Raw genomic sequence first — 19,642 nt, 5'->3', positions numbered from 1 at the left:
GGTCCCATTCCGAACCCGGAAGCTAAGGCCTGATACGGTGAGGGTACTGCACTCGATAGGGTGTGGGAGACTAACACGCTGCCGCATTATTCTTCTAGCGGGGAACTTGATTGTTCCCCGCTTTTTTATTATTTAAAACCAGGTCGTCGCGCGCGTGATGCAAATATAACAAATCTGTAGTGCGATTGCGCTGAAACATGTTAGTGTAAAGAATCTTGTTAGCGTAAAGAGTAGTGTGTAAGTGTAGCTTTAACACAATTAAAAACGGAAGTATGTATGAAAAAGGCTCTTATTAACATTGATTATACGAATGATTTCGTGGCAAGCGACGGCTCTCTTACAGTAGGAGAGCCTGCACAAAAGCTCGAGAAGCGAATCACGGAGATATCGCAAGAATTTCTAGACGCTGGCGAATTCGTTGTTTTTGCAATCGATACGCATCATCTAAACGATCCGTATCATCCTGAAACTAAGCTTTTCCCACCTCACAATATTGCAGGAACTCATGGCCAGAAGTTATATGGCACGCTTGGTGATTTTTACGAAGCAAATAAAGATAAAAGCAACGTTTATTACATTCATAAGACGCGCTACTCGTCGTTTAATGGCACGGATTTGCTGATTAAGCTTCGCGAACGTCATATTGAGGAGCTGCACTTGGTGGGAGTTTGCACGGATATTTGTGTGCTTCACACTGCTGTTGACGCGTATAATCTTGGATTCAAAATCGTAGTTCACAAAGATGCAGTCGCAAGCTTTGATCCGCAAGGTCACGAGTGGGCGCTTCGTCATTTTAAGACTTGCCTTAATGCAGATATTGTAGAAGGCTAAGATCTTAGCTAAAAATATAAATAATTATTAAATAGCTATTAAGAACAATTGCGCTGGTTGCTTTGAGCTGCCAGCGTTTTTGTTTATCGGAGTGTCGACTTGACTATTAATGAGAATCATTATTATTATTGTTAGACGTTGTATGGATATCTTCAATAGTCATTCGTGAAAGAAGAGCGCGAATAGGCGAAATAGAGAAGATGAAGTGTAGAGAGCGAAACAGTAATATGACTCAGGTCATTAAGAATATGGTAAAACGCGCGTTCGCGATGTGCGGCGTTGCGGTGCTTGCGTTTGCGGTGCTGGTATCGGGGTTCAGTGCTGCAAATCCTGCGTACGCGGATGATCATAAAACGTCTTATAAGTATTATGAAAATAAAACGGATGAATTAAAAAAAGGTCATATGGATATTTTTTATCCGTTTATGCACAATGACAAGCTAATAATGGGTTTTGAAGCCAACTCAATGCTTTACAATCCAGAAAACGTAACAATGAAGGTTGGGAATTCTTCGTATAGCACTAAGCCTTTTGATAATTACAAAAACAAGTTACCATTCGATGCATCAAAAGGTTATTGGCTTTTAGACGAATCTGGTAATAAACAAGATAAAGAGCTATTCCCAGGATGGGATACGTCTATAGCAAGATACGCTGTTGACGCAGAAAATCCAGATGGAGCAACTGCAGACATTGTTGTGCAAAAAGTAACAGCTCCTAAAGGCGGAAAAGTCTTAGTATGGGAGACGGATAAAAATAAGCAGGGTGAGCATATAGCTAAGTCTTTTGAATACAAAGATAAAGACGATGTTGAAGGTGAAGAAGGTAGTCGTTTTGAGCTTCCAGGCGTAATTCATCAGCCGCAGGTTACGCATCAGCATACGAATTGGGTATTTACAGAGCCTGGAACTTATACTTTAGAGGTTTATGCGGTTATTAAGAATCGAGTAACTCAAAAAACGCTTAAAACAGACACTGCTAAATATACTTTTGAAGTTGATGCAAATAGCAGCCATATGGTTTCGAGCGATTCGGTTGTTAGAGAACGCGGAAAAGCGGAAATCCCAGTTTTGGATGCAAATACTAAAGACGAAGACCCTATCGATAACCCTGAGTGCCAAGATGGTCAGTTATGCATTCTAGGAGTTAGAAAAACGGGCTCTCATCCTCACTATCATTCTTACGAAGAAGGCGGCGACGTAAACCTTTACACATACATGGATGGTTTAAAGGAAAAAATCGCAAGTGGAGAAATAAAAAGGCCTACATATGAATGGTGCATAACGCGTGCAGATGAGCAAAAGGGTACGGAAGGAACTTGCTTTATTGGAGAAAGGCTTATACTTCCTCCAGAGCCTGCAATGAATAATATGCAAGTTTCTGTTATTGTTACGGCTTTTGAAGGCACTTTTGATTATGAAAAACAACGCGCAACTGCAAAAATTGTTGTAGAAGATCACGGAGCCGACGGTAGGCCAGTTGTTGCAATTAAGGGCAAAAACAAGGTTAAGATTGGCGAAACCGTACATCTTAATGCAAAGCTGTATTCGCCTCGCGTGCCTGTTGTAAATGGTAAGGCAGGAGAACCAGAAAAGCCTGTTACATCCATAGTCAAAAAATACAGGTGGATGATTAAAAAAGACGGCGAAAAAGAGTTTAAGAACATACCAATGGCAGAAGGAAGCACACTTGATTTAGTGATTGATAAGAGCATGCAAGATGCTGTTATACGCGCTTCGCTTGTTTTGGATAATGGAACTTTGTATAGGAATGCTGGATACGACGATTTTTGCGATTGGAATGTAAACATAAAGAGAGATAGGAAGGATGGGGAAGCTGGCGATTCTGGCGATTCTGGGTCGCATAAGAATCGCAAGAACACAAAGAATCGCAAGCAAAATCGTAAGAATACAAAGAATCGCAAGAAGAATAAGAGTCATGAATCTGTAACGGATGAGAATGACGAAAATAATAATGGCGATGAAAATGGCGACAAAAACGATACGGAAGATGAAAATAGTCAAGATTCTAACAGCAATAGCGATTTAGAAAAGAATCGCAAGAAGAATAAAAAGCAGTTAGACAAGAATTCCGACAAAAAGTTAGATGAAAATGACGATAATAGCGGAAGCCAAAATCAAAGCGAAAACAAAATACAGAGTGTAACGCCGCTTGCTGCTGGACCTCTTTCTGGCGGAAGGCTTGTTAACGCTGGAAAATCAGGAAGATTAGGCGGTGGATTCGCAGGGCTTGGCAGCTTTGGAAAGTCAAAGAAATCTAAAGTGATAAAAAAGTCTAAGCCACTTAAGAGTGGTAACAAGAAGGTAAAAAATAGTCACGAAGATTCTAATGATTCTAGCGATTATAACGACAGTGAATTAGACGACGAGCAAGAAAATAGCGAAGAAAACAGCCATAAAACAAAGTGGGTGGCAGCTGCTGTTGGAACTGCAAGTGTGAGCTTGTGTGCAATAACAGGAGCTGGCGCATTCTTGATGAAGCCACGCATAAAGCTGTTGTAGAAAGCTGTTCGCAAAACTTTAGAAAAACTAATATAACAAAATCAAATTTAGGACTTAAGGATAAAAAATGAGTAAAAATAAGAATCACGTAGCAATCGCACTTATTGCTGCAATATGTTCGGCGATTACGTTGATTGCAACAGTTTTAATGCCATCTCCACTTGTTGGGTCAGCGAATGCTGTAACAAGCAATCAGCCAGTGATGATTCAAGCGGGTCACGCTGATTTTGGACCAACGCTTTCGGGTGGTAACTGGAAGATGAAAATCCGCGATGATACTGGCGATGAGCCAGTTTGGAGAGACCCAGAAAATGTGGTATTTAAGCTTGGCAGCAACTCGATTATTCCAATGCCAAACGATTCTACCTACAGTTTTATTGGCGAAAAGCCAGGAACAAAGCTTTATGTGATTCCGCAAACTCAAAATCCTGACGTTCCATGGCTTGGGTGGAACACTCAAGAAGGCGGAGTGCTAAACGAGCTAGACCGCGGAGCAAATCTTTCGCTTGATGGTGTAAGTGGCCCTGGAAAATTGCATGTTTACTTGGAAAATGGCAATAATGCTCCACAGCAATTATGGGATAGCACTAAAGGATATCCGCAAAACAGCTGGATTGAAGCGAACGCGCACACGCATGTAAATTGGGTGTTCTCTAAGCCTGGAATCTACCACGTAAAACTCACTTTTTCTGGAAAGCTTAAAAACGGCCGCGCTGTAAGCGATACTCGCGTTCTTAACTTTGCTGTAGGAGATAAAACGGATGCGCAAGCGGCTTTGCCAAGCGCAAGTGCTGGTAGTGCAGATCAAGGCGGAGCTTCGCAAACGGATGCGCAAGATGAGGCTAATGGCAGCGAAGACGCGGATGGTAATGGCGACGGAAACGCAGCTAATAGCGAAAACAATAATGGCAATAAATTTGCAAATAGCTCTAGAAAAAAGCACAAGTCCAGCTCTGACGACACTGTAGCAATCGCGCAAATTGTGATGATTGTATTTGCGATTTTAACAATCATAATTATTGCGTTTATTGCATTCGCTGTAGTAAAGAGCAAGCGTGCGCGCCAAATGGCGATTAATCAGCATGATTCCAACTCGCACCAAAACACTTCGATTTTTAATAATTTAGGACAGAACAATGCGTAATAAAACATTGAGTAATAAAACTTTGCGTAATAAAACCTTAATCTGCTTTAGGCTAATAAGCGCGATTATAAGCGCAATAATATCTTTTGGATTCTTGGCATCGATGTGCTGCTGCAATTGTGGTAGTGCATATGCGAGTGAAGCTGCGCAAGAGGAGTCTGCTGAACAAGACGGGCAAGATACATCTGATGCACAAGAAGGTTCTTCTACAGTTTCCAATCAGTATTCTGACAATAAGAATGAAGATTCTAATCAATCTGAAAATGAAGAAGCTTGCAAATATGCTTCTATGAAAGACGATGATGAAAAGGTCGATGATTCTTCCATAATTGCAAAATGTAGAGTATACAAAGGTCATACAGACGCTTTTGCAACGTATATTAGCAAAAGCGGAAAGTTTGTTTTATCTACGCGCGGAGATGACTTCCCAGGCAATAGTGGTAATCATATTAGGTTTAGTACAAGTCGATTGATATTTGTACTTGGAAGTAACACTAAGCAGTCTAGTGAAGGCTTAAAATTCTTGCCAGAAAATGCTGCAAATTTGCCAGTTTGGGGATTGCCTCAAACACAAGATACAAGTAAATTGTGGCCTGGTTTTGCAACAGAAACATTAGACAAAAAAGCTGGAATAGTTGCTGTTCGCTTTGCAATAAAAAAGGCAGTTATGCCGAAGGGTGGAGCTGTGTATGCGTACCAAGAAGACGCTCATAGCGAAATAACGCCTGTTATAGGAACGCCTAATACAAAGTTTCCGAACAAAATGTATGTAGATGCAGAAAAGCATATGCACGTTAGCTGGGTGTTTACAAAAGCAGGCAAGTATGTTCTTAGCATGGAAGCCGCTGCAATAACTGAAAGTGGAAGTATTGTTAAAGACGTTCAAGACTACACGTTTGAAGTGGATATGAAAAACGCGGATTCTAAAGATAGTAAAGATAGTAGAGAATCAGCTATTGCGGACGACAATAGTTTTAACGATTACAGCGGATTTAACAAATTTATGCATTCTGATTCAGATAAAAAAGATGATGGCAATGAAGATGAAGAATCTGAAGATAGCGAAGATGAAGATGATGAAGATTCTTCCACTTCGATAGTCATAAACGGAAACAACAACAGAGTTTACGTAACACCATGGCCTGGTGCAAAGCCAAAAGATGGATTAGCAAATCATAGCTCCAGTGAAGATGGCAGTGAAGATGGCGAAAATAGTGGTAGTGGCGAGTCTGAAGCTGAATCTAAATCCAAAAATAAAAAGCAAAAGTCAAGTAAAAAATGCTCCAAATTTAAGGATTTACAAGGCAATAAGCTGGTCATAAAGCATGGTCACGTTGATTTAGCAACATATTCAACTGGTAACGGAATAGGATTTGCTGTTCAAGAAGACGTGACTGGAAGCCACGTAAAGCGTGACCCTAGCAAAGTTGTGTTTTATGCTGGAAAATCAGCTAAAGACGGTAGCGTGTGGAGACTGCCACAAACGCAAAAAAATAGCGTGCCATGGGTTGGCTGGAGTAACCAGAATTTAAGACCACACAAGCCAAGTAAAATCAGCCTTAAATCTGTAAAAGGGCCAGGTAGTGTGCGCATTTGGTTGCAAGGTTCGTTAGGCGGAAAAGCTAAAACGCTTATGTCTAGCGGCGGAAACCGCACGTACACTATTCCAGCAAACACGCATATGCATTTGAATTGGGATTTTTCAAAGTCTGGGTACTACACGATTCGTCTTGCTGTAAGCGCTAATGGAAAAACAGTTGCAAAGGACTTCCATTTTGCGATTGGTGTGGATCCAATGGAAAAGCCTATGAGTTGTAGCGCTGGAAGCGATGAAGATGGCGATGATGGCGATGGTGATGATGAAGATGTAGATGGCCAGGAAGATGGCCAGGAAAATGTCCAGAATGATGGTAACGTCAATAACACCAATGTAAATACAAATGCAAATAATGGTAACAATGGCAACAATAACGGCGGTTCAACTGCGTTAGCTGGATCTTATTCTGGCGGAGGATCGTCGTTCTTTGGGTCTGGCTCTGGTCTTGCAAAGTCTGCTAAAACGGGCAAAACTGGCAGGTCTGTAAGTCTTTCTGGAAGCACTTTAGGAAAGTCAAAGGGCTTGCAATCAAAGTACGGCGCAAAGCGAATTAAAGGATTAAGCCAAAGCCTTAGAAGCGGCGTTAAAAGCGAAGAACCTAGTGGAATTATAGGCTTGTTCCAACGCAAGCCAGTAGTTGCATACACTGCTTTAAGCCTTGGAATTGCAACGATTTCTGGAACTTGCGCAGCTGGATTGTTTGTTCTACGCAAACGCGGACTAATACCTGCAGGGGGCTTATTTAGCGCGCTTATGGGTTTGAAATAGTGCGTAGAAAACGTTGGTAAAATTAATGAAATTCGTTGATTTAGTAGGTAAAAAGAGCGCGATGCGTGCTGTTGCGGCTGCTTTAGCTGTTTTAACAGCGCTGCCGATGGGCGCGTGCGGTGCGCCTAATAGTGTACTTCACGCAAATAGCTCAAGGTCTGGCAAAATTAACGTTGTAACAACAACGGGCGTTTTGCGAGATATGGTTGCGAATGTTGCAGGAGACGCAGCAAATGTGAGTGCGATTGTGCCAGACAACGCGGATCCGCATTCGTACGAGCCGCGTTTGCGCTCAATTAGAGACGTTGTGTACGCGGATGTTGCTTTTAGCAATTACATGATGCTTGAAGAACACGGCGTAATTACAGCTTTAGATGCGAATTTGCGAAAAGGTGTGCCAAATGTGCAACTTGCGGAAGAAAGCGTTAAGCACGCGGCAGATATTATTCCGATGATAGAAGACGTGTCTTTAGACACGATTTGGCTAGGGCTTGCTACAGAACGCATGGCTGCGCAACCGAGCGAGGAAGCGCATAGCGCGCAAGGCGCTACAAGTGCAAATACGCAAAAGCGTGCGGAAGAATCGCCCTCGGCGGCGGCTGGTGAGTTAGCTTCGCTAAACAATCTCAATAAAACAAAAACAAATTCACAGCAAGCTAGCCAACTAGAAAAGTCAGGTCAATCTTTGCAATCAAATGCGCCTTCTACCGCAACAAAAGAAGGTCGCGCAACTGTAATAAAGCCTAACTCATACAACATGAAGCGCTCCGACAGAATACGCTTAACAGCAACGAAAGTAAAAGGGCCTGGCGCGCTATTCGCATACTTGACTGGCACTTTTGGAAGCGTAGAAACATACTTTAACAGCGCAAACGGCATAAGCGCAGAAGACCACATAGACTTGCCAGCAGACGCGCACACGCATTTAAGCTGGGCGTTTAGCAAGCCAGGCGAATACACGCTTGAATTGCACGCCGACATGCTAAACGCGCAAAACGAGGTAGTTTCTAGTCTTGGAAACGCTAAAATGCGATTTGCTGTAGGCGTAAACGCGCAAAAAATAGCCAAAAAACGTGGAGCTAGCGTAGTGCTGAACAAAGGTCATGCAGATTTGGCTTACGACTTAGCAAAACGTGGATTTGTGTACCGCGTAGATACTTTGCAAGAAAAACGCTCCGCTGCGCCAAAACGCGTGTATTACAAGCCGCAAGATGTTGTTGTAGAAGTGCCAACTAACGCGCTAAAAGAGATACCAGCCGAACGCGGATACAGGTTTTTGGGAGCTGCAAGGCAAAAGATTTATCAGCTGCCGCAAGCAGTTTTAGGAAAGCACGTTCACGGAGATATTGACCCGCATTTGTGGCAATCCGTAAAAAATGGCATAGCATACGTGCGCACAATCGCAGATCGCCTTTGCGAAGTGGACCCGAAAAATGCTCGTAAATATCGCGAAAATGCGGATCGATACATTAACAAGTTGTTAGATGTAGACGCTTATATGCGCAAAAAAGTTGCGTCAATACCAAAAGAGAAGCGCAATTTGGTTACAACGCACGACGCTTTTGCGTACTTGGGTAAGACTTACGGCGTGAATATTGCAGGATTTGTAACGATTAATCCTTCGAGCGAGCCGAGCGTGCAAGATAGGCGTAGATTGCAGCAGATTTTGCGCGATTTAGAGATTCCAGCTGTGTTTTTGGAGCCAAATTTGATCTCGCGTTCGTCTGTGCTTAAAGAGCTTGCTGCGCAAGCGCACGTAAAAGTTTGCCCGATTTATGGAGATGCTTTCGACTCTAAAGTGCGAACTTACGCGGATATGATGCGAGCGAATGCGGATTCTTTGGCAAAGTGCTTGAAGTGAGATTTAAGTGAGATTGATGTTGGATTTATGAAGATTAATGAGGGAAATATGGATGCGAATATAGACGCGAATACTGTTATAAATGCGCAAAACTTAAGCGTAAGTTACGGCAGCCGCACGATTGTAAAAGACGTTTCATTTACGATTAAAAGCGGCGAATTTGTTGGGCTTCTTGGCGCAAATGGAGCTGGTAAAACAACGCTTTTCCGCGCGATTATGGGGCTAATACCGCATTCTGGAAAACTCGAAGTGCACGCTAGTAAAAGCGATGAATCTTTGATTAATTCGCGAGTAAACAACGTTGGTTACGTGCCGCAACGCCACGATATTGCGTGGGATTTTCCACTTTCTGTACTAGACGTAGTAATGATGGGTCGCATTCGTCACATTGGCTACGTTCGTCGCGCAAAAACAGAAGACTACGAGATAGCTCTCGCTTCTCTTGAGCGCACAGGAATGGCGGATTTTAGGGATCGCACAATCGGCGAGCTTTCGGGCGGGCAAAGGCAGCGCGTACTCGTTGCGCGCGCTCTTGCAGGGCAGCCGCGATTGCTTCTTTTAGATGAGCCATTTACAGGCTTAGACATGCCTACTCAAGAGCTACTCACGAGTCTTTTTTTGGATTTAGCAAAGTCGGGAGAAGCTATTTTGATGAGCTCGCACGACATAATCGGATCTATAAACTCGTGTTCTAGAATCATGCTTTTTGACGGAAGCATAGTAGGAGATGGCGCTCCAGAATCGTTAAACGCAAATCAATGGGTGCAAACATTCCATGTGGATGCGCAAAATCCACTAATCAAAGCTGTAGAGCGCGTTATGGCGCATGAAAGTGGGGCAGAAAAATAATGCTATCTCCAATCGACTTTATACAAGACCTTACAAACCCAGACCTTTGGTTTTTGCTCAAAGCGCTTATAGTGGCGTGCCTTTCTAGCGTAATTTGCGGCGTAGTTGGATGCTACGTGGTGCTACGCGGAATGGCGTTTATTGGAGACGCAGTGGCGCACTCCGTGTTTCCAGGACTTGCAATCGCGTTTGTTCTGCAAGGAAACTTGCTGTTTGGCGGCGCGCTCGCAGGAGTTGCAACTGCGCTAATCGTATCAATCTTTAGCCAAAATCGCAGGCTTCGCGAAGACTCGTTTATAGGCGTATTTTTTGTGTCTGCCTTTGCGCTCGGAATCGTAGTAATATCAAAAGCTTCTGGCTATGCAGGATCCCTGGAATCGTTCCTATTCGGCTCCATTACAGGAATACCAGACTCCGACATTGCTGTAGTGGCAATAACAGGGTTAATAATCGTAACGCTTTTAATGATGTTCCACAAAGAGCTAGTATGCGTTTCGATGGACCGAGAAACAAGCCGCGCAATGGGCTTGCCAGTAGCGTGGTTGGATGGAATGTTATACGTTTTAGTTGCTATTGCTGTAGTAGTATCTGTGCAAATAATCGGAAACGTGCTTGTTTTAGCGCTTTTGATTACGCCTGCGGCGACTGCGCGATTGCTTACTGACCGACTTGGAAAGATGATGATTTTGGCGCCTGCTATTGGGTGCGCTTCTTCGATTCTTGGAATGTACTTGTCTTGGAGTTTAGACACTGCTACTGGCGGAACAATCGTTTTGGTTGCGACTTTTATGTTTGTTCTAGCGTGGGTGTGCTCGCCTAAACACGGGTTGGTAGCGAGAATTGTGCCGAAACTACGATCAGTCGTTGCATAAGCGCGCTGTAACGCGCGAGCGGTTTTCCTCGCTTGGTGTGCAGGAGGGCTGGGTGTTTCTTGTCTCACAACGCTCCGCCTCTTACGTGTAGTTTGTTGTTGCGGTTGTTCCGATTTGGCTTTGATTTTATTTTTGGTTGAAGCTTGTTTGTAGGCGTGTGCCATTGTGTTATTGGGTATCGGCTGCCGCTCTTATACTGTTCGACCAAGAATCACCCAGCCCTCTTGCATGCTTGAACAATTGCGTATCACTAGTCGCCTGAGATTCTCGATTTTTCTTGCTACTTCAGCGAATCACCATCGGAGGACTGCGAATCGACTTGCATGAGCGCTTAAAGCGTAGCGCGCGAATGCACTTCGATTCGCTGAGCCGCTCAAACGTAAAGTCCAGTGGACTTTACGTGCGGCGAAGACGCGAGCGCGCTTAGACCGCGCGAGCGAAACGCCTCTTTCGCTGCGAAAAATCTCGAATCTCTACACAGATTGGCGTAATCATGTAGTGTGCTTATGGAATATTTCGCGGTTTATACTTTGCGGCACAATAGACGTATGGTATCTAAAGGAAAACCTTCGCCTAGAAGCGCAGTTAAGCCGCTCAGCGATGAGCAAGTAGAACGCTTAGCGCGCGCACACAAGTTAGTTGATCCTACTTATTACTACCCAACTGGCGCGCGTACGCCAAATGCGGCAGAAATCAACGCGCAAAATCCAAAGGCAACCGAGCGCCTGCTCGAAGGAACGTCTAGAGTGCTTAGATCTCGTTGTAAAGTGCGCGCATGGGGACTAGAAAACGTGCCAGAAGAAGGCGTGTTTATAACCGCTTGCACGCACGTTACAATGTTCGACGTTTTTGTGCCAATGACGTCTCTATTCCACCAAGGCCGCCGTCCGCGATACATGGCGAAAGCAGAACTTGCGCATTGGCCAATCTTAGGAAAATGGTTCCAGCTTGTTGGCATGCAACCAGTTCCGCGCAGAAGCGGAAAAGCGCGCGAAATCGAAGAAGAATCGATTAAAATCCTAACAAACGGCAGGCCGCTTAGCGTATGGCCAGAAGGAACAGTTACGCGCGACCCTCAAAAATGGCCTATGAGCATGAAGCCAGGAATCGGAGTTATTGCACTCGAAGCATCGCGCATGCTGGGGCATCAAATTCCGCTATTTTGCGCTGTTACATGGGGTGCTGCAAGCATTAATCATTGGTGGCCGTGGCCAAGGAAGAACGTTGTAATGTGCTACGATGCGCGTCTTGACTATTCGGATCTTCTAAAAGATATGGAGCATTGGGGCGATTTGCCGCCAATGGAGTCTGCTGCCGAATTGGCTCGTCGCGTACGCGTGCGCATGACGGAAATTATGGAAGAGATTCGCGGCGAAAAATCGCCAGAAGGATACTTCGATTACAAGCTTATGAAAAGAGTCAAAGAATAGTGGTTGCAAATTTGCGATTCGATAAGTCGTAAATTGTTGACAAGTCGTAAGTAAATCGTTGATAAATCAGTGATAAGTTATTAGAAAATCGTAAGCAAGTCACTAATAAATCACTAATAAAGTCTTCACAAAATGCCCGTAAAGCGCACTGTGTAGAATTATGTAATAGTGTGATTAAAAGTTGACTAAGTTGACTAGGTTGACTATGAGTTGACTAGTTGTAAATCGCTACAAATGGCTTAAAGCCAAAGCGGTTTACACTAATAAACCGAAAGGCTAGGCGTAAACATGAACGTTACGGTGTTGGGTGCTGGAGCTTGGGGTACGGCGTTTGGGCAGGTGCTTGCAGACGCGGGAAATCAAGTGACAATGTGGGCAATAGAGCCGCAAATTGTTGAAGGCATTCGAGATAATCACCGCAACGAAGTGAGACTGCCAATCGTAGAGCGTTTGCCAGAAAACATGACAGCTACGGGGGATCGCGCAGAAGCTGTAGCAAACGCAGACATTGTAGTAGTTGCGATTGCAGCACAATTTGCGCGCGTTGCACTCGAAGAATTTGCTGGCAAAATTCCGCAAAATGCGATTGTTGTTTCGCTTATGAAAGGCATTGAGCGAGCTACAGGCAAGCGTATGGACGAAGTTGTGTGCGAGGCCTTGAACTTACCGCGCAACCGTTTTGCGGCACTATCTGGGCCAAACTTAAGCAAAGAAGTGGCGCTAAGGCAGCATGCTGCGGCGGTAGTTGCGTGCGAGAATCGCGAGAATGCCGAAGTTGTAGCAAAAGCTTGCTCAAACAGCTATTTTAAGGCGTTTGTTTCCACCGACGTAATCGGCGTAGAAATGTGCGGATCGCTTAAAAATGTTGTTGCGCTTGCAGTTGGCATGGCTCGAGGAGCTGGTTACGGCGAAAACACGGCTGCGATGATCGAAACTCGCGGTCTTGCAGAGTTGACGGCATTGGGCGTTGCGGAAGGCGCAGATTCGCGCACATTTGCAGGACTTGCAGGCTTTGGTGATTTAGTTGCAACTTGTGGGTCTCCGCTAAGTCGAAACTACACTTTTGGCGCCAATCTTGGAAAAGGCATGAGCGTTGAAGAAGCAACCGCTGTGAGCAATGGCGTTGCGGAAGGCGTTCCAACTACTAGCGCGGTTGTGGCAATGGGCAAGCGTTTGGGAGTTGCAACTCCGCTTGCGAGTGCAATGGCTCGCGTGTTAGAAGAAGGAATCTCGTGCCAAGAGATGCTTGCATTGCTTTTTGATAACGATGTTTGCGAGGAGTAGCGAAGCGCGAAAGTAGCAGTTGCGAAAGCCGCGTGTTAATCGTAAGCATGCAAATCGTAAGTGCGTTAGTCGTGGTCGCGTAAATCGTAAGCAAAAATAATAATTCAAAATAATTCAAAATAACTAAAATAATCTAAGATAGCTAAAATAATTCAAAATATATAGAGGAAAAAAATGACGAAAAAGCGTGTAGTGTTCTTGTATGGCGGTAAAGCAGACGAACATTCGATTTCTTGCATATCGGCTGCTGGAGTGCTCAGTGCTGTAGACGAAAGTCGATTCGATATTGTACGCATTGCAATCACAAAGCAAGGCGAGTGGATTGTTGGCGGCGAAGATCCGCGAAACTTCCGCATGGAACAAGGCGAACTGCCAGTAATCACAAAAACCGCGCAAACGCGCGATGTTGTGCTAGACCCAGCAAAGGGCGCAGACGGATTTTTGGTGCGAGAGGCGGATGGCACGCTTACAAGCCTGGGGCATATTGACGCAGTCTTTCCAGTTCTTCACGGGCCAAACGGCGAAGACGGCACTTTGCAAGGCTTGCTAGAAATGATGCAAGTTCCATACGTTGGTTGCGGAGTTTTGGCATCTGCTGCGTGCATGGATAAGTATTACGCAAAGCAGCTTTTTAAGGCAGCAGGAATTAATGTTGCTCCTGGAATCGCACTGGACGCGCGCAAGTTTGAAAGTGACGCGGCAAATCGCTTCGTAGCGTACGCAAACGAAATTCTTGAGCAAGTTGAAGAAGCAAAACTAGAGTATCCGCTTTTTGTAAAGCCAAGCCGAGCAGGGTCTAGTTTTGGAGTTACAAAAGTAGAAACGCGCGATGCTAAAGCTTTAGCAGATGCTGTTTTTGAGGCTTCAAAGCACGATTGGCGAGTATTGATAGAGCAAGGAATTGACGCGCGAGAAATTGAGTGCGCGGTTCTTGCAGCGCGCGATGGTGAAGAGCCAAAAGCCAGCTGGCCTGGAGAAGTTGTGCTCGACAAGCGCCAGGCTGGTGAAGACCAGTTCTACGATTTTGACAGCAAATACATGGATTCTGCGGCTTCGCACGTTGAAGTGCCAGCAGATTTGCCAGAAGAGACTTTGCAACGCGTTCGCAAAACGGCGCTCGCAGCATTTAAGGCGGCAGATGGCAGAGGGCTAAGTCGCGTGGACTCTTTTGTAACTAAAGACGGCCGCGTAATCCTTAACGAAATCAACACAATGCCTGGTTTTACGCCAATTTCCATGTATCCAAAAGCTTGGGAAGCAACAGGAATAAGCTATAGCGATTTAATCACAAAGCTTATTGAAGGCGTGATTTTAGACTAGTCGGAGGTAAAAATGCGTAAACAGCGTAAGCTTGCAAACAAGCAGCATCCAGACGCGTACACGATTGCGCGCAGACGTCAAGGATCTGTAGGAGTGTCGCTGTGCGTGTTCCTATTTACGTGGATTCTTGCAACGCTTTTAATTGGCGAGTTGATTAGCATTTTTGTTCCAAAAGGTGTTTTAAGTCCTTCGCTAAGCTCCTTTGTTTCTTCGGACGTTGCGCAATACTTAATAGCGTTGCCGCTTGCAATGCTTGTTCTAAGACGCACTCCAGCAATAGAAACTCGCAAGTTTACTATGTCTTTGCGCCAATTTGGCGGATTCTTTGCCGTTAGCGTGCCAATAATGTATGCAGGAAGTTACATTGGGCTTGTTGCTTCTGCGCTTATTTCTGGCGGAAAAGCCGAGAACAGGATTGCAGACGTTGTAGCAGGCGGAAACGTGTGGGAAACGCTGCTTTTTGTGGTATTTTTGGCGCCAGTTGTGGAAGAATGGCTATTTAGAAAGCAAATTATAGACAGGTTGCGCGTGTATGGCGAAAAGCGCGCGATTGTGTTCTCTGCATTGGCGTTTGCGCTTTTCCACATGAACATGTTCCAGTTCTTCTACGCTTTTGGACTTGGTCTTGTGTTTGGATACATGTACGTTCGCACGTCGCAGCTTAGGTACAGCGTATTTTTGCACATGATTGTAAACTTCCAGGGAAGCGTTATAGCAATGTGGATTTCAAACAACATGATGGATTCAAATGGAGATCTTATTAAGGTTGAAAACTTGAACACGCAAGAGATTGCGGATTTGGCTCCTGGGTTTATGTTTATAGGCCTTTACGCAATGTTTATGATTGTTATGTTTGTGTTTGGAATTGTGCTACTTGCGCGCCGCAAGAGGTATCTTGAATTCTACGATTCGCCGCTGGAGATTCGCGGAAGTGCTGGAACAAAAGCATTGTACGGAACCGTTGGAGTTATGGGATTCTTGATTGCGTCCGTTTTGCTGAATCTGCTTATGTTGTTTGTGTAGGTTATTTGCGTAGGTTGAATCTGTTTGTGTAGTGTGAATCTGTTTGTGTAAATTGAATTTATTTAATTGAATATTGATTTAAGTTAGGAGGCGTCTATGTTAGACAAAAACAATTTAGAAAGCGCTCAATGCGCAAATGACGATTGCTTTGCCGCAGATCCAATCCGCGTGGGTCTTTTAGGCGCTGGAACAGTAGGATCGCAAACAGCGCGTCTAATAGTGGAAGAAAACGCTGAACTATCTGCAAGAATCGGCGCTCCGCTAGAGCTTGCTGCGGTTGCGTGCTTGCATCCAGAAGAAGTGGACGCGCCATGGATTTCCAAAGATCTTTTAAGCGCAGACGCAGGAGCGATTTGTAAACGCGAAGATATAGACGTAATAGTTGAGCTAATTGGCGGTTTGGAACCAGCGCACACATTTGTAAAAACTGCGCTAGAATGCGGAAAATCGGTTGTAACGGCAAACAAAGCGTTGCTTGCAAAGTTTGGCCCAGAACTCTACGAGTGCGCGCAAAAAAACGGAGTGGATTTAAGCTTTGAGGCGTCTGTTGCAGGCGCAATCCCAATTTTGCGCCCACTTAGAGAGTCGCTTGTGGGCGACAAAATCACGCAAATTTTTGGAATCGTAAACGGAACTACAAACTACATTCTTGACGAGATGACGGTTCGCGGGCTTGATTTTGATTCGGCTTTGCGCGCAGCTCAAGAAAAGGGATATGCGGAGGCGGATCCTACAGGAGACGTTGAAGGATTTGATGCAGCAAACAAGGCTGCGATTCTTGCAACACTTGCATTCCAAATGCCAATAAGCATTGATGACGTTAGTGTTGAAGGAATTAGCGCGATCACGGCTGAAGATATTGCGGCAGCAAGTGCGCAAAATCGTGTGATTAAGTTGCTTGCGGCGGTTGCAAGCGACACGCGTGTCGCAGTGAGCGCAAGCGTTTACCCAGCGTTGGTTAGCAAAGAGCATCCGCTGGCTTCCGTTCATGGCAGTTTTAACGCCGTTTTTGTTAAAGCGCAAGCGGCGGATGATCTTATGTTCTACGGCCGCGGCGCTGGCGGCGCGCCAACAGCAAGCGCGGTTGTTGGAGATATTGTTGGAGCTGCTAGAAACATAGCGCGCGGCTGCAACGATGCTAGTGTGCCAATGTATAACGCCAAATCTTTGGCTTCCACGCGCTCGATTCGTGCGGACTTTGTTGTGCGATGCAATATGGAGGATACTTCGCTTGCTCTTTGCGGCGAAGTGATGGATGTGTTTGAGGAGCATGGAGTTAACGCGGAACGATTGCCTATGCTTTGCCAAACTCAATACGATGGCGAAGGCGATTGCCCAGCTTGCGGAATCGGCGGCCCTGGCGATTTGCGCGTGCTTGTAAAAGATTGCACAGAGGCGGATTTGAGCGCAATTCTTGCGGATTTGCAAAAGGTGGGTGCTGTGTGCGCAAAGCCGCTCGCTTTGCGAATTATTGAGTAATCTAGTAATTGAATAATTTAGTAATCGAGTAGTTAAGTAGTTAAGTAATTATTAAATAGTTAATTAATTAAGTAATTTAGTAGGCTGCTCGAGTGGAAAAGGTGCGAAATGAAACCAGTATGCAACAGTGTGTCAGTTTGCGTGCCAGCAACAAGCGCAAATCTTGGGTCTGGATTTGACGTTGCAGGAATTGCGCTTGATTATTCGGATTCGCTAGTTTTTACGCTTGATGATTCGCTTGATGATTCGCAAGATGTTCGCGTGATTATTCATGGCGAAGGCGAAGATACGTTGCCAAAAGACGAGACGCATCTTGTTGTTCGCGCGTTTCGCAAAGCGTGCGAAGCGTTTGGCTTGCCGCGTTTGCGATTTACTCTAGAAGCGCATAATCGCATTCCGCAAGCGCGCGGAATGGGGTCTTCTGCCAGTGCGATTGTTTCGGGCGTGGCTGCAGCTTGGGCTTTTGCGCATAATGGAGATCTTAATAAGCAAGCTATTTTTGAGCTTGCATCTTCGATTGAAGGCCACCCAGATAATGTTGCTCCAGCAGTTTTTGGCGGATTAACAACCAGCTGGAAGAATGGCGATGAGTTCCACACAGTTCGATACGGCGTTTCTAAGCAAATTCGCGCAACGATTTTTGTGCCGAACTTTACTCTTTCAACGCAAATGGCTCGTCAAGCTCTTCCAGAAAAAGTGCCGTACGCAGATGCTGTGTTTAATGTTTCGCGCGCTTGCTTATTGCCGATTGCGTTTGGTGATTTTGGTTATGCTTGCGATTCTGCCGATTCTGCTGATTCTGCCGATGCTTGCGATTCTTGCGTAAAATCCACTCTTTCTAGAAACGATTTGCTTTTTACAGCTACTCAAGACGCTATTCACCAGCAATACCGAGCAAGTCTTATGCAACCAACTTGGGATTTGGTAAAAGCTTTGCGAGACAAGGGGTTTGCGGCTGCGATTTCGGGAGCTGGATCTTGCGCAGCGGTGTTCTATGAGGAAAAGTCGCAAGCTTCCGAAGAGGAAAATAACGCTACTAATATAAGCGAAAAAATAGAAAAAATTGCAAAGCCGCTTTTAGATGGCTTCGATTGGAAAATTTTGCACGTGCATGTTGATTCTACAGGCGTTGCAATAACTCGCGAATAATTTGTGTGAAGTTGTAAGTGAAGTTATGAGTGAAATCGCAAAAAGAGGGAATATGAAAGTTTCATTGATTTTGGCTTCTCAGTCTCCTGCAAGAAGAGCTGTGCTGGCTGCTGCAGGCGTGATTCCTGTGATTCATGTGAGCGAGGTGGATGAGCCAGCGGCGTTGCGTAATGCTGCAAATGTGCAAGGTGTTAGCGTGGAGCAGATGAGCGCCGAGGAGCGCGTTTCGATTTTGGCGCGAGCAAAGGCTTTTGCGGTGTATGAGTCGTGGAAGCTTGTGTCAGATGCAGCAGCTTCGGCTAGTGGCGATTTGGTTGTGGGGTATCCGCTGGCGGCTGAGGCTGAGTCTGAGAATGCAGAATCTGAATCTTCTGAATCTGCTAGTAGCGCTTTGGCAGACGATTCGCAATCAGACGTAACGCATAACGTAGATACTGCGCAAACTCGCGATTTTTCTGGCGTAAAAGTGCCTACTAAGACTTTTGATATTCACGATTTTGCGCATATGAATGAATCTTGTAACGATTGCAACAGCGTGCTTATTGTTGGCTGCGACTCCATGTTTTTGCTAGACGGCGAATGCTACGGCAAGCCGCATACTCCTGAAGTGGCATTTGAGCGGATTAAGCAAATGAGCGGAAAAACTGGAGAATTGTTTACTGGCCATTGCTTAATCGATGCAAAAAGTGGCAAAACAGTGTGCAAGGTGAGTCGCGCAAGCGTGACTTTTGCACATATGAGCGATGAGGAAATCCGCGCGTACGTAGAAACTGGCGAGCCGCTGGAAGTGGCAGGATCCTTTACGCTAGAAGGCTTTGGTGGTGCGTTTATTGAGGGGATTCAGGGAGATCCGCATGGAGTTCTTGGAATCAGCTTGCCGCTGCTAAGGCAGATGGTTTGCGATCTTGGGTACGCTTGGCCAGATTTGTGGAATAGTCGCAAGCTAGAGGGCGAGGCGATTAAAGACGATCCAGCTTCCAAAGAAGTACCTAAAGAAAACGTGCATCAGCCAGGAGACGGATGGGTTATGTGCGATTGTGGGCGCAAGCATTGGGGTCATAATGGCGCGGCTGGCGTGCTGCTTGCTAGGCGAGACGAGACCACTGGGCGCGTGACTCATGTTGTTATGCAACATCGCGCGCTTTGGAGCGCGGAAGGCGGCACGTGGGGGATTCCTGGCGGCGCAATATCTGATGGTGAAACTGCGATTGAGGGCGCGTTGCGCGAGTCGTTTGAAGAAGCGAACATAACGTCTCAAGACATTGATGTTGTTGGAGCGTATTGCGAAAATCACGGGAATTGGCGTTATACAACGGTTTTTGCGTTTGAAAAGCCAGGGCATTGTGTGAATCCGTGCGCGCACGACGACGAGAGTATGGAAATTAAGTGGGTGCCGATTGACGATGTGCCGAAGCTCAAGCTGCTTACGGCAATGCGCACGGATTGGCCGTCTTTCCGCGCTCGCCTTGATTTGCTTGCTTCGCAAAGGTAGCTGTGCGACGACCTGCCTTTC

13 protein-coding genes, 1 rRNA gene and 1 pseudogene are annotated in these 19,642 nt (G+C 45.5%); all 15 read left to right on the top strand.

All coding sequences use genetic code 11. The features are described from left to right. Positions 1-87 (top strand): 5S ribosomal RNA (rrf, locus tag D0T20_RS06555); the annotation flags it as partial. A 189-nt stretch (positions 88-276) separates the two neighbouring features. After that, positions 277-831 carry a cysteine hydrolase family protein gene (locus tag D0T20_RS05955; RefSeq protein WP_004121289.1) on the top strand — a complete coding sequence of 185 codons (555 nt, stop codon included), beginning with the start codon at positions 277-279 and terminating at the stop codon, positions 829-831. 227 nt (positions 832-1,058) lie between these two features. Continuing rightward, positions 1,059-3,353, top strand: coding sequence for a choice-of-anchor M domain-containing protein (locus D0T20_RS05950; RefSeq protein WP_116438691.1), 2,295 nt, complete (start codon positions 1,059-1,061; stop codon positions 3,351-3,353). A gap of 67 nt (positions 3,354-3,420) precedes the next feature. Next, a pseudogene (locus D0T20_RS05945) lies at positions 3,421-4,494 on the top strand (TIGR03773 family transporter-associated surface protein); the annotation flags it as partial. Next, positions 4,490-6,862: a choice-of-anchor M domain-containing protein gene (locus D0T20_RS05940; protein WP_240320599.1), complete on the top strand. Its 2,373-nt coding sequence runs from the start codon at positions 4,490-4,492 to the stop codon at positions 6,860-6,862. The pseudogene D0T20_RS05945 and the gene D0T20_RS05940, both read left to right, overlap by 5 nt. A 25-nt stretch (positions 6,863-6,887) precedes the next feature. Continuing rightward, a complete protein-coding gene (locus tag D0T20_RS05935) occupies positions 6,888-8,723 on the top strand; it encodes an anchored repeat ABC transporter, substrate-binding protein (RefSeq protein ID WP_116438689.1) in 1,836 nt (611 codons plus the stop codon). Positions 8,724-8,750: 27 nt separating this feature from the next. Next, positions 8,751-9,572 (top strand): anchored repeat-type ABC transporter ATP-binding subunit, encoded by an 822-nt coding sequence (locus D0T20_RS05930; RefSeq protein ID WP_116438688.1) that lies wholly within the window; start codon positions 8,751-8,753, stop codon positions 9,570-9,572. Next, entirely contained in the window at positions 9,572-10,444 is an 873-nt protein-coding gene (locus tag D0T20_RS05925; RefSeq protein WP_004115980.1) for an anchored repeat-type ABC transporter permease subunit, read from the top strand. Before D0T20_RS05930 ends, D0T20_RS05925 begins: the two co-directional genes overlap by 1 nt. A 548-nt stretch (positions 10,445-10,992) precedes the next feature. Beyond that, positions 10,993-11,874 (top strand): lysophospholipid acyltransferase family protein, encoded by an 882-nt coding sequence (locus D0T20_RS05920; protein ID WP_116438687.1) that lies wholly within the window; start codon positions 10,993-10,995, stop codon positions 11,872-11,874. 288 nt (positions 11,875-12,162) lie between these two features. Beyond that, positions 12,163-13,158: an NAD(P)H-dependent glycerol-3-phosphate dehydrogenase gene (locus D0T20_RS05915; protein ID WP_116438686.1), complete on the top strand. Its 996-nt coding sequence runs from the start codon at positions 12,163-12,165 to the stop codon at positions 13,156-13,158. Positions 13,159-13,332: 174 nt separating this feature from the next. Beyond that, a complete protein-coding gene (locus tag D0T20_RS05910; protein ID WP_116438685.1) occupies positions 13,333-14,478 on the top strand; it encodes a D-alanine--D-alanine ligase family protein in 1,146 nt (381 codons plus the stop codon). Positions 14,479-14,490: 12 nt separating this feature from the next. Beyond that, complete coding sequence (locus D0T20_RS05905) at positions 14,491-15,501, top strand: CPBP family intramembrane glutamic endopeptidase (RefSeq protein ID WP_016636174.1); 1,011 nt, start codon at positions 14,491-14,493, stop codon at positions 15,499-15,501. Between the two features lie 96 nt (positions 15,502-15,597). Beyond that, positions 15,598-16,980 carry a homoserine dehydrogenase gene (locus tag D0T20_RS05900; RefSeq protein ID WP_116438684.1) on the top strand — a complete coding sequence of 461 codons (1,383 nt, stop codon included), beginning with the start codon at positions 15,598-15,600 and terminating at the stop codon, positions 16,978-16,980. A gap of 108 nt (positions 16,981-17,088) precedes the next feature. Next, the gene (gene thrB, locus D0T20_RS05895; RefSeq protein ID WP_116438683.1) at positions 17,089-18,129 is read left to right on the top strand and encodes a homoserine kinase; all 1,041 of its coding nucleotides are present in this window, start codon (positions 17,089-17,091) and stop codon (positions 18,127-18,129) included. 52 nt (positions 18,130-18,181) lie between these two features. Further along, complete coding sequence (locus D0T20_RS05890; RefSeq protein WP_116438682.1) at positions 18,182-19,621, top strand: Maf family nucleotide pyrophosphatase; 1,440 nt, start codon at positions 18,182-18,184, stop codon at positions 19,619-19,621. Positions 19,622-19,642 lie beyond the last annotated feature (21 nt).

Origin of the sequence: Gardnerella piotii (genome assembly GCF_003397585.1) — a bacterium.
GTDB classification, from domain to species: domain Bacteria; phylum Actinomycetota; class Actinomycetes; order Actinomycetales; family Bifidobacteriaceae; genus Bifidobacterium; species Bifidobacterium piotii.
This window is presented reverse-complemented; position numbering and strand designations above follow the sequence as displayed.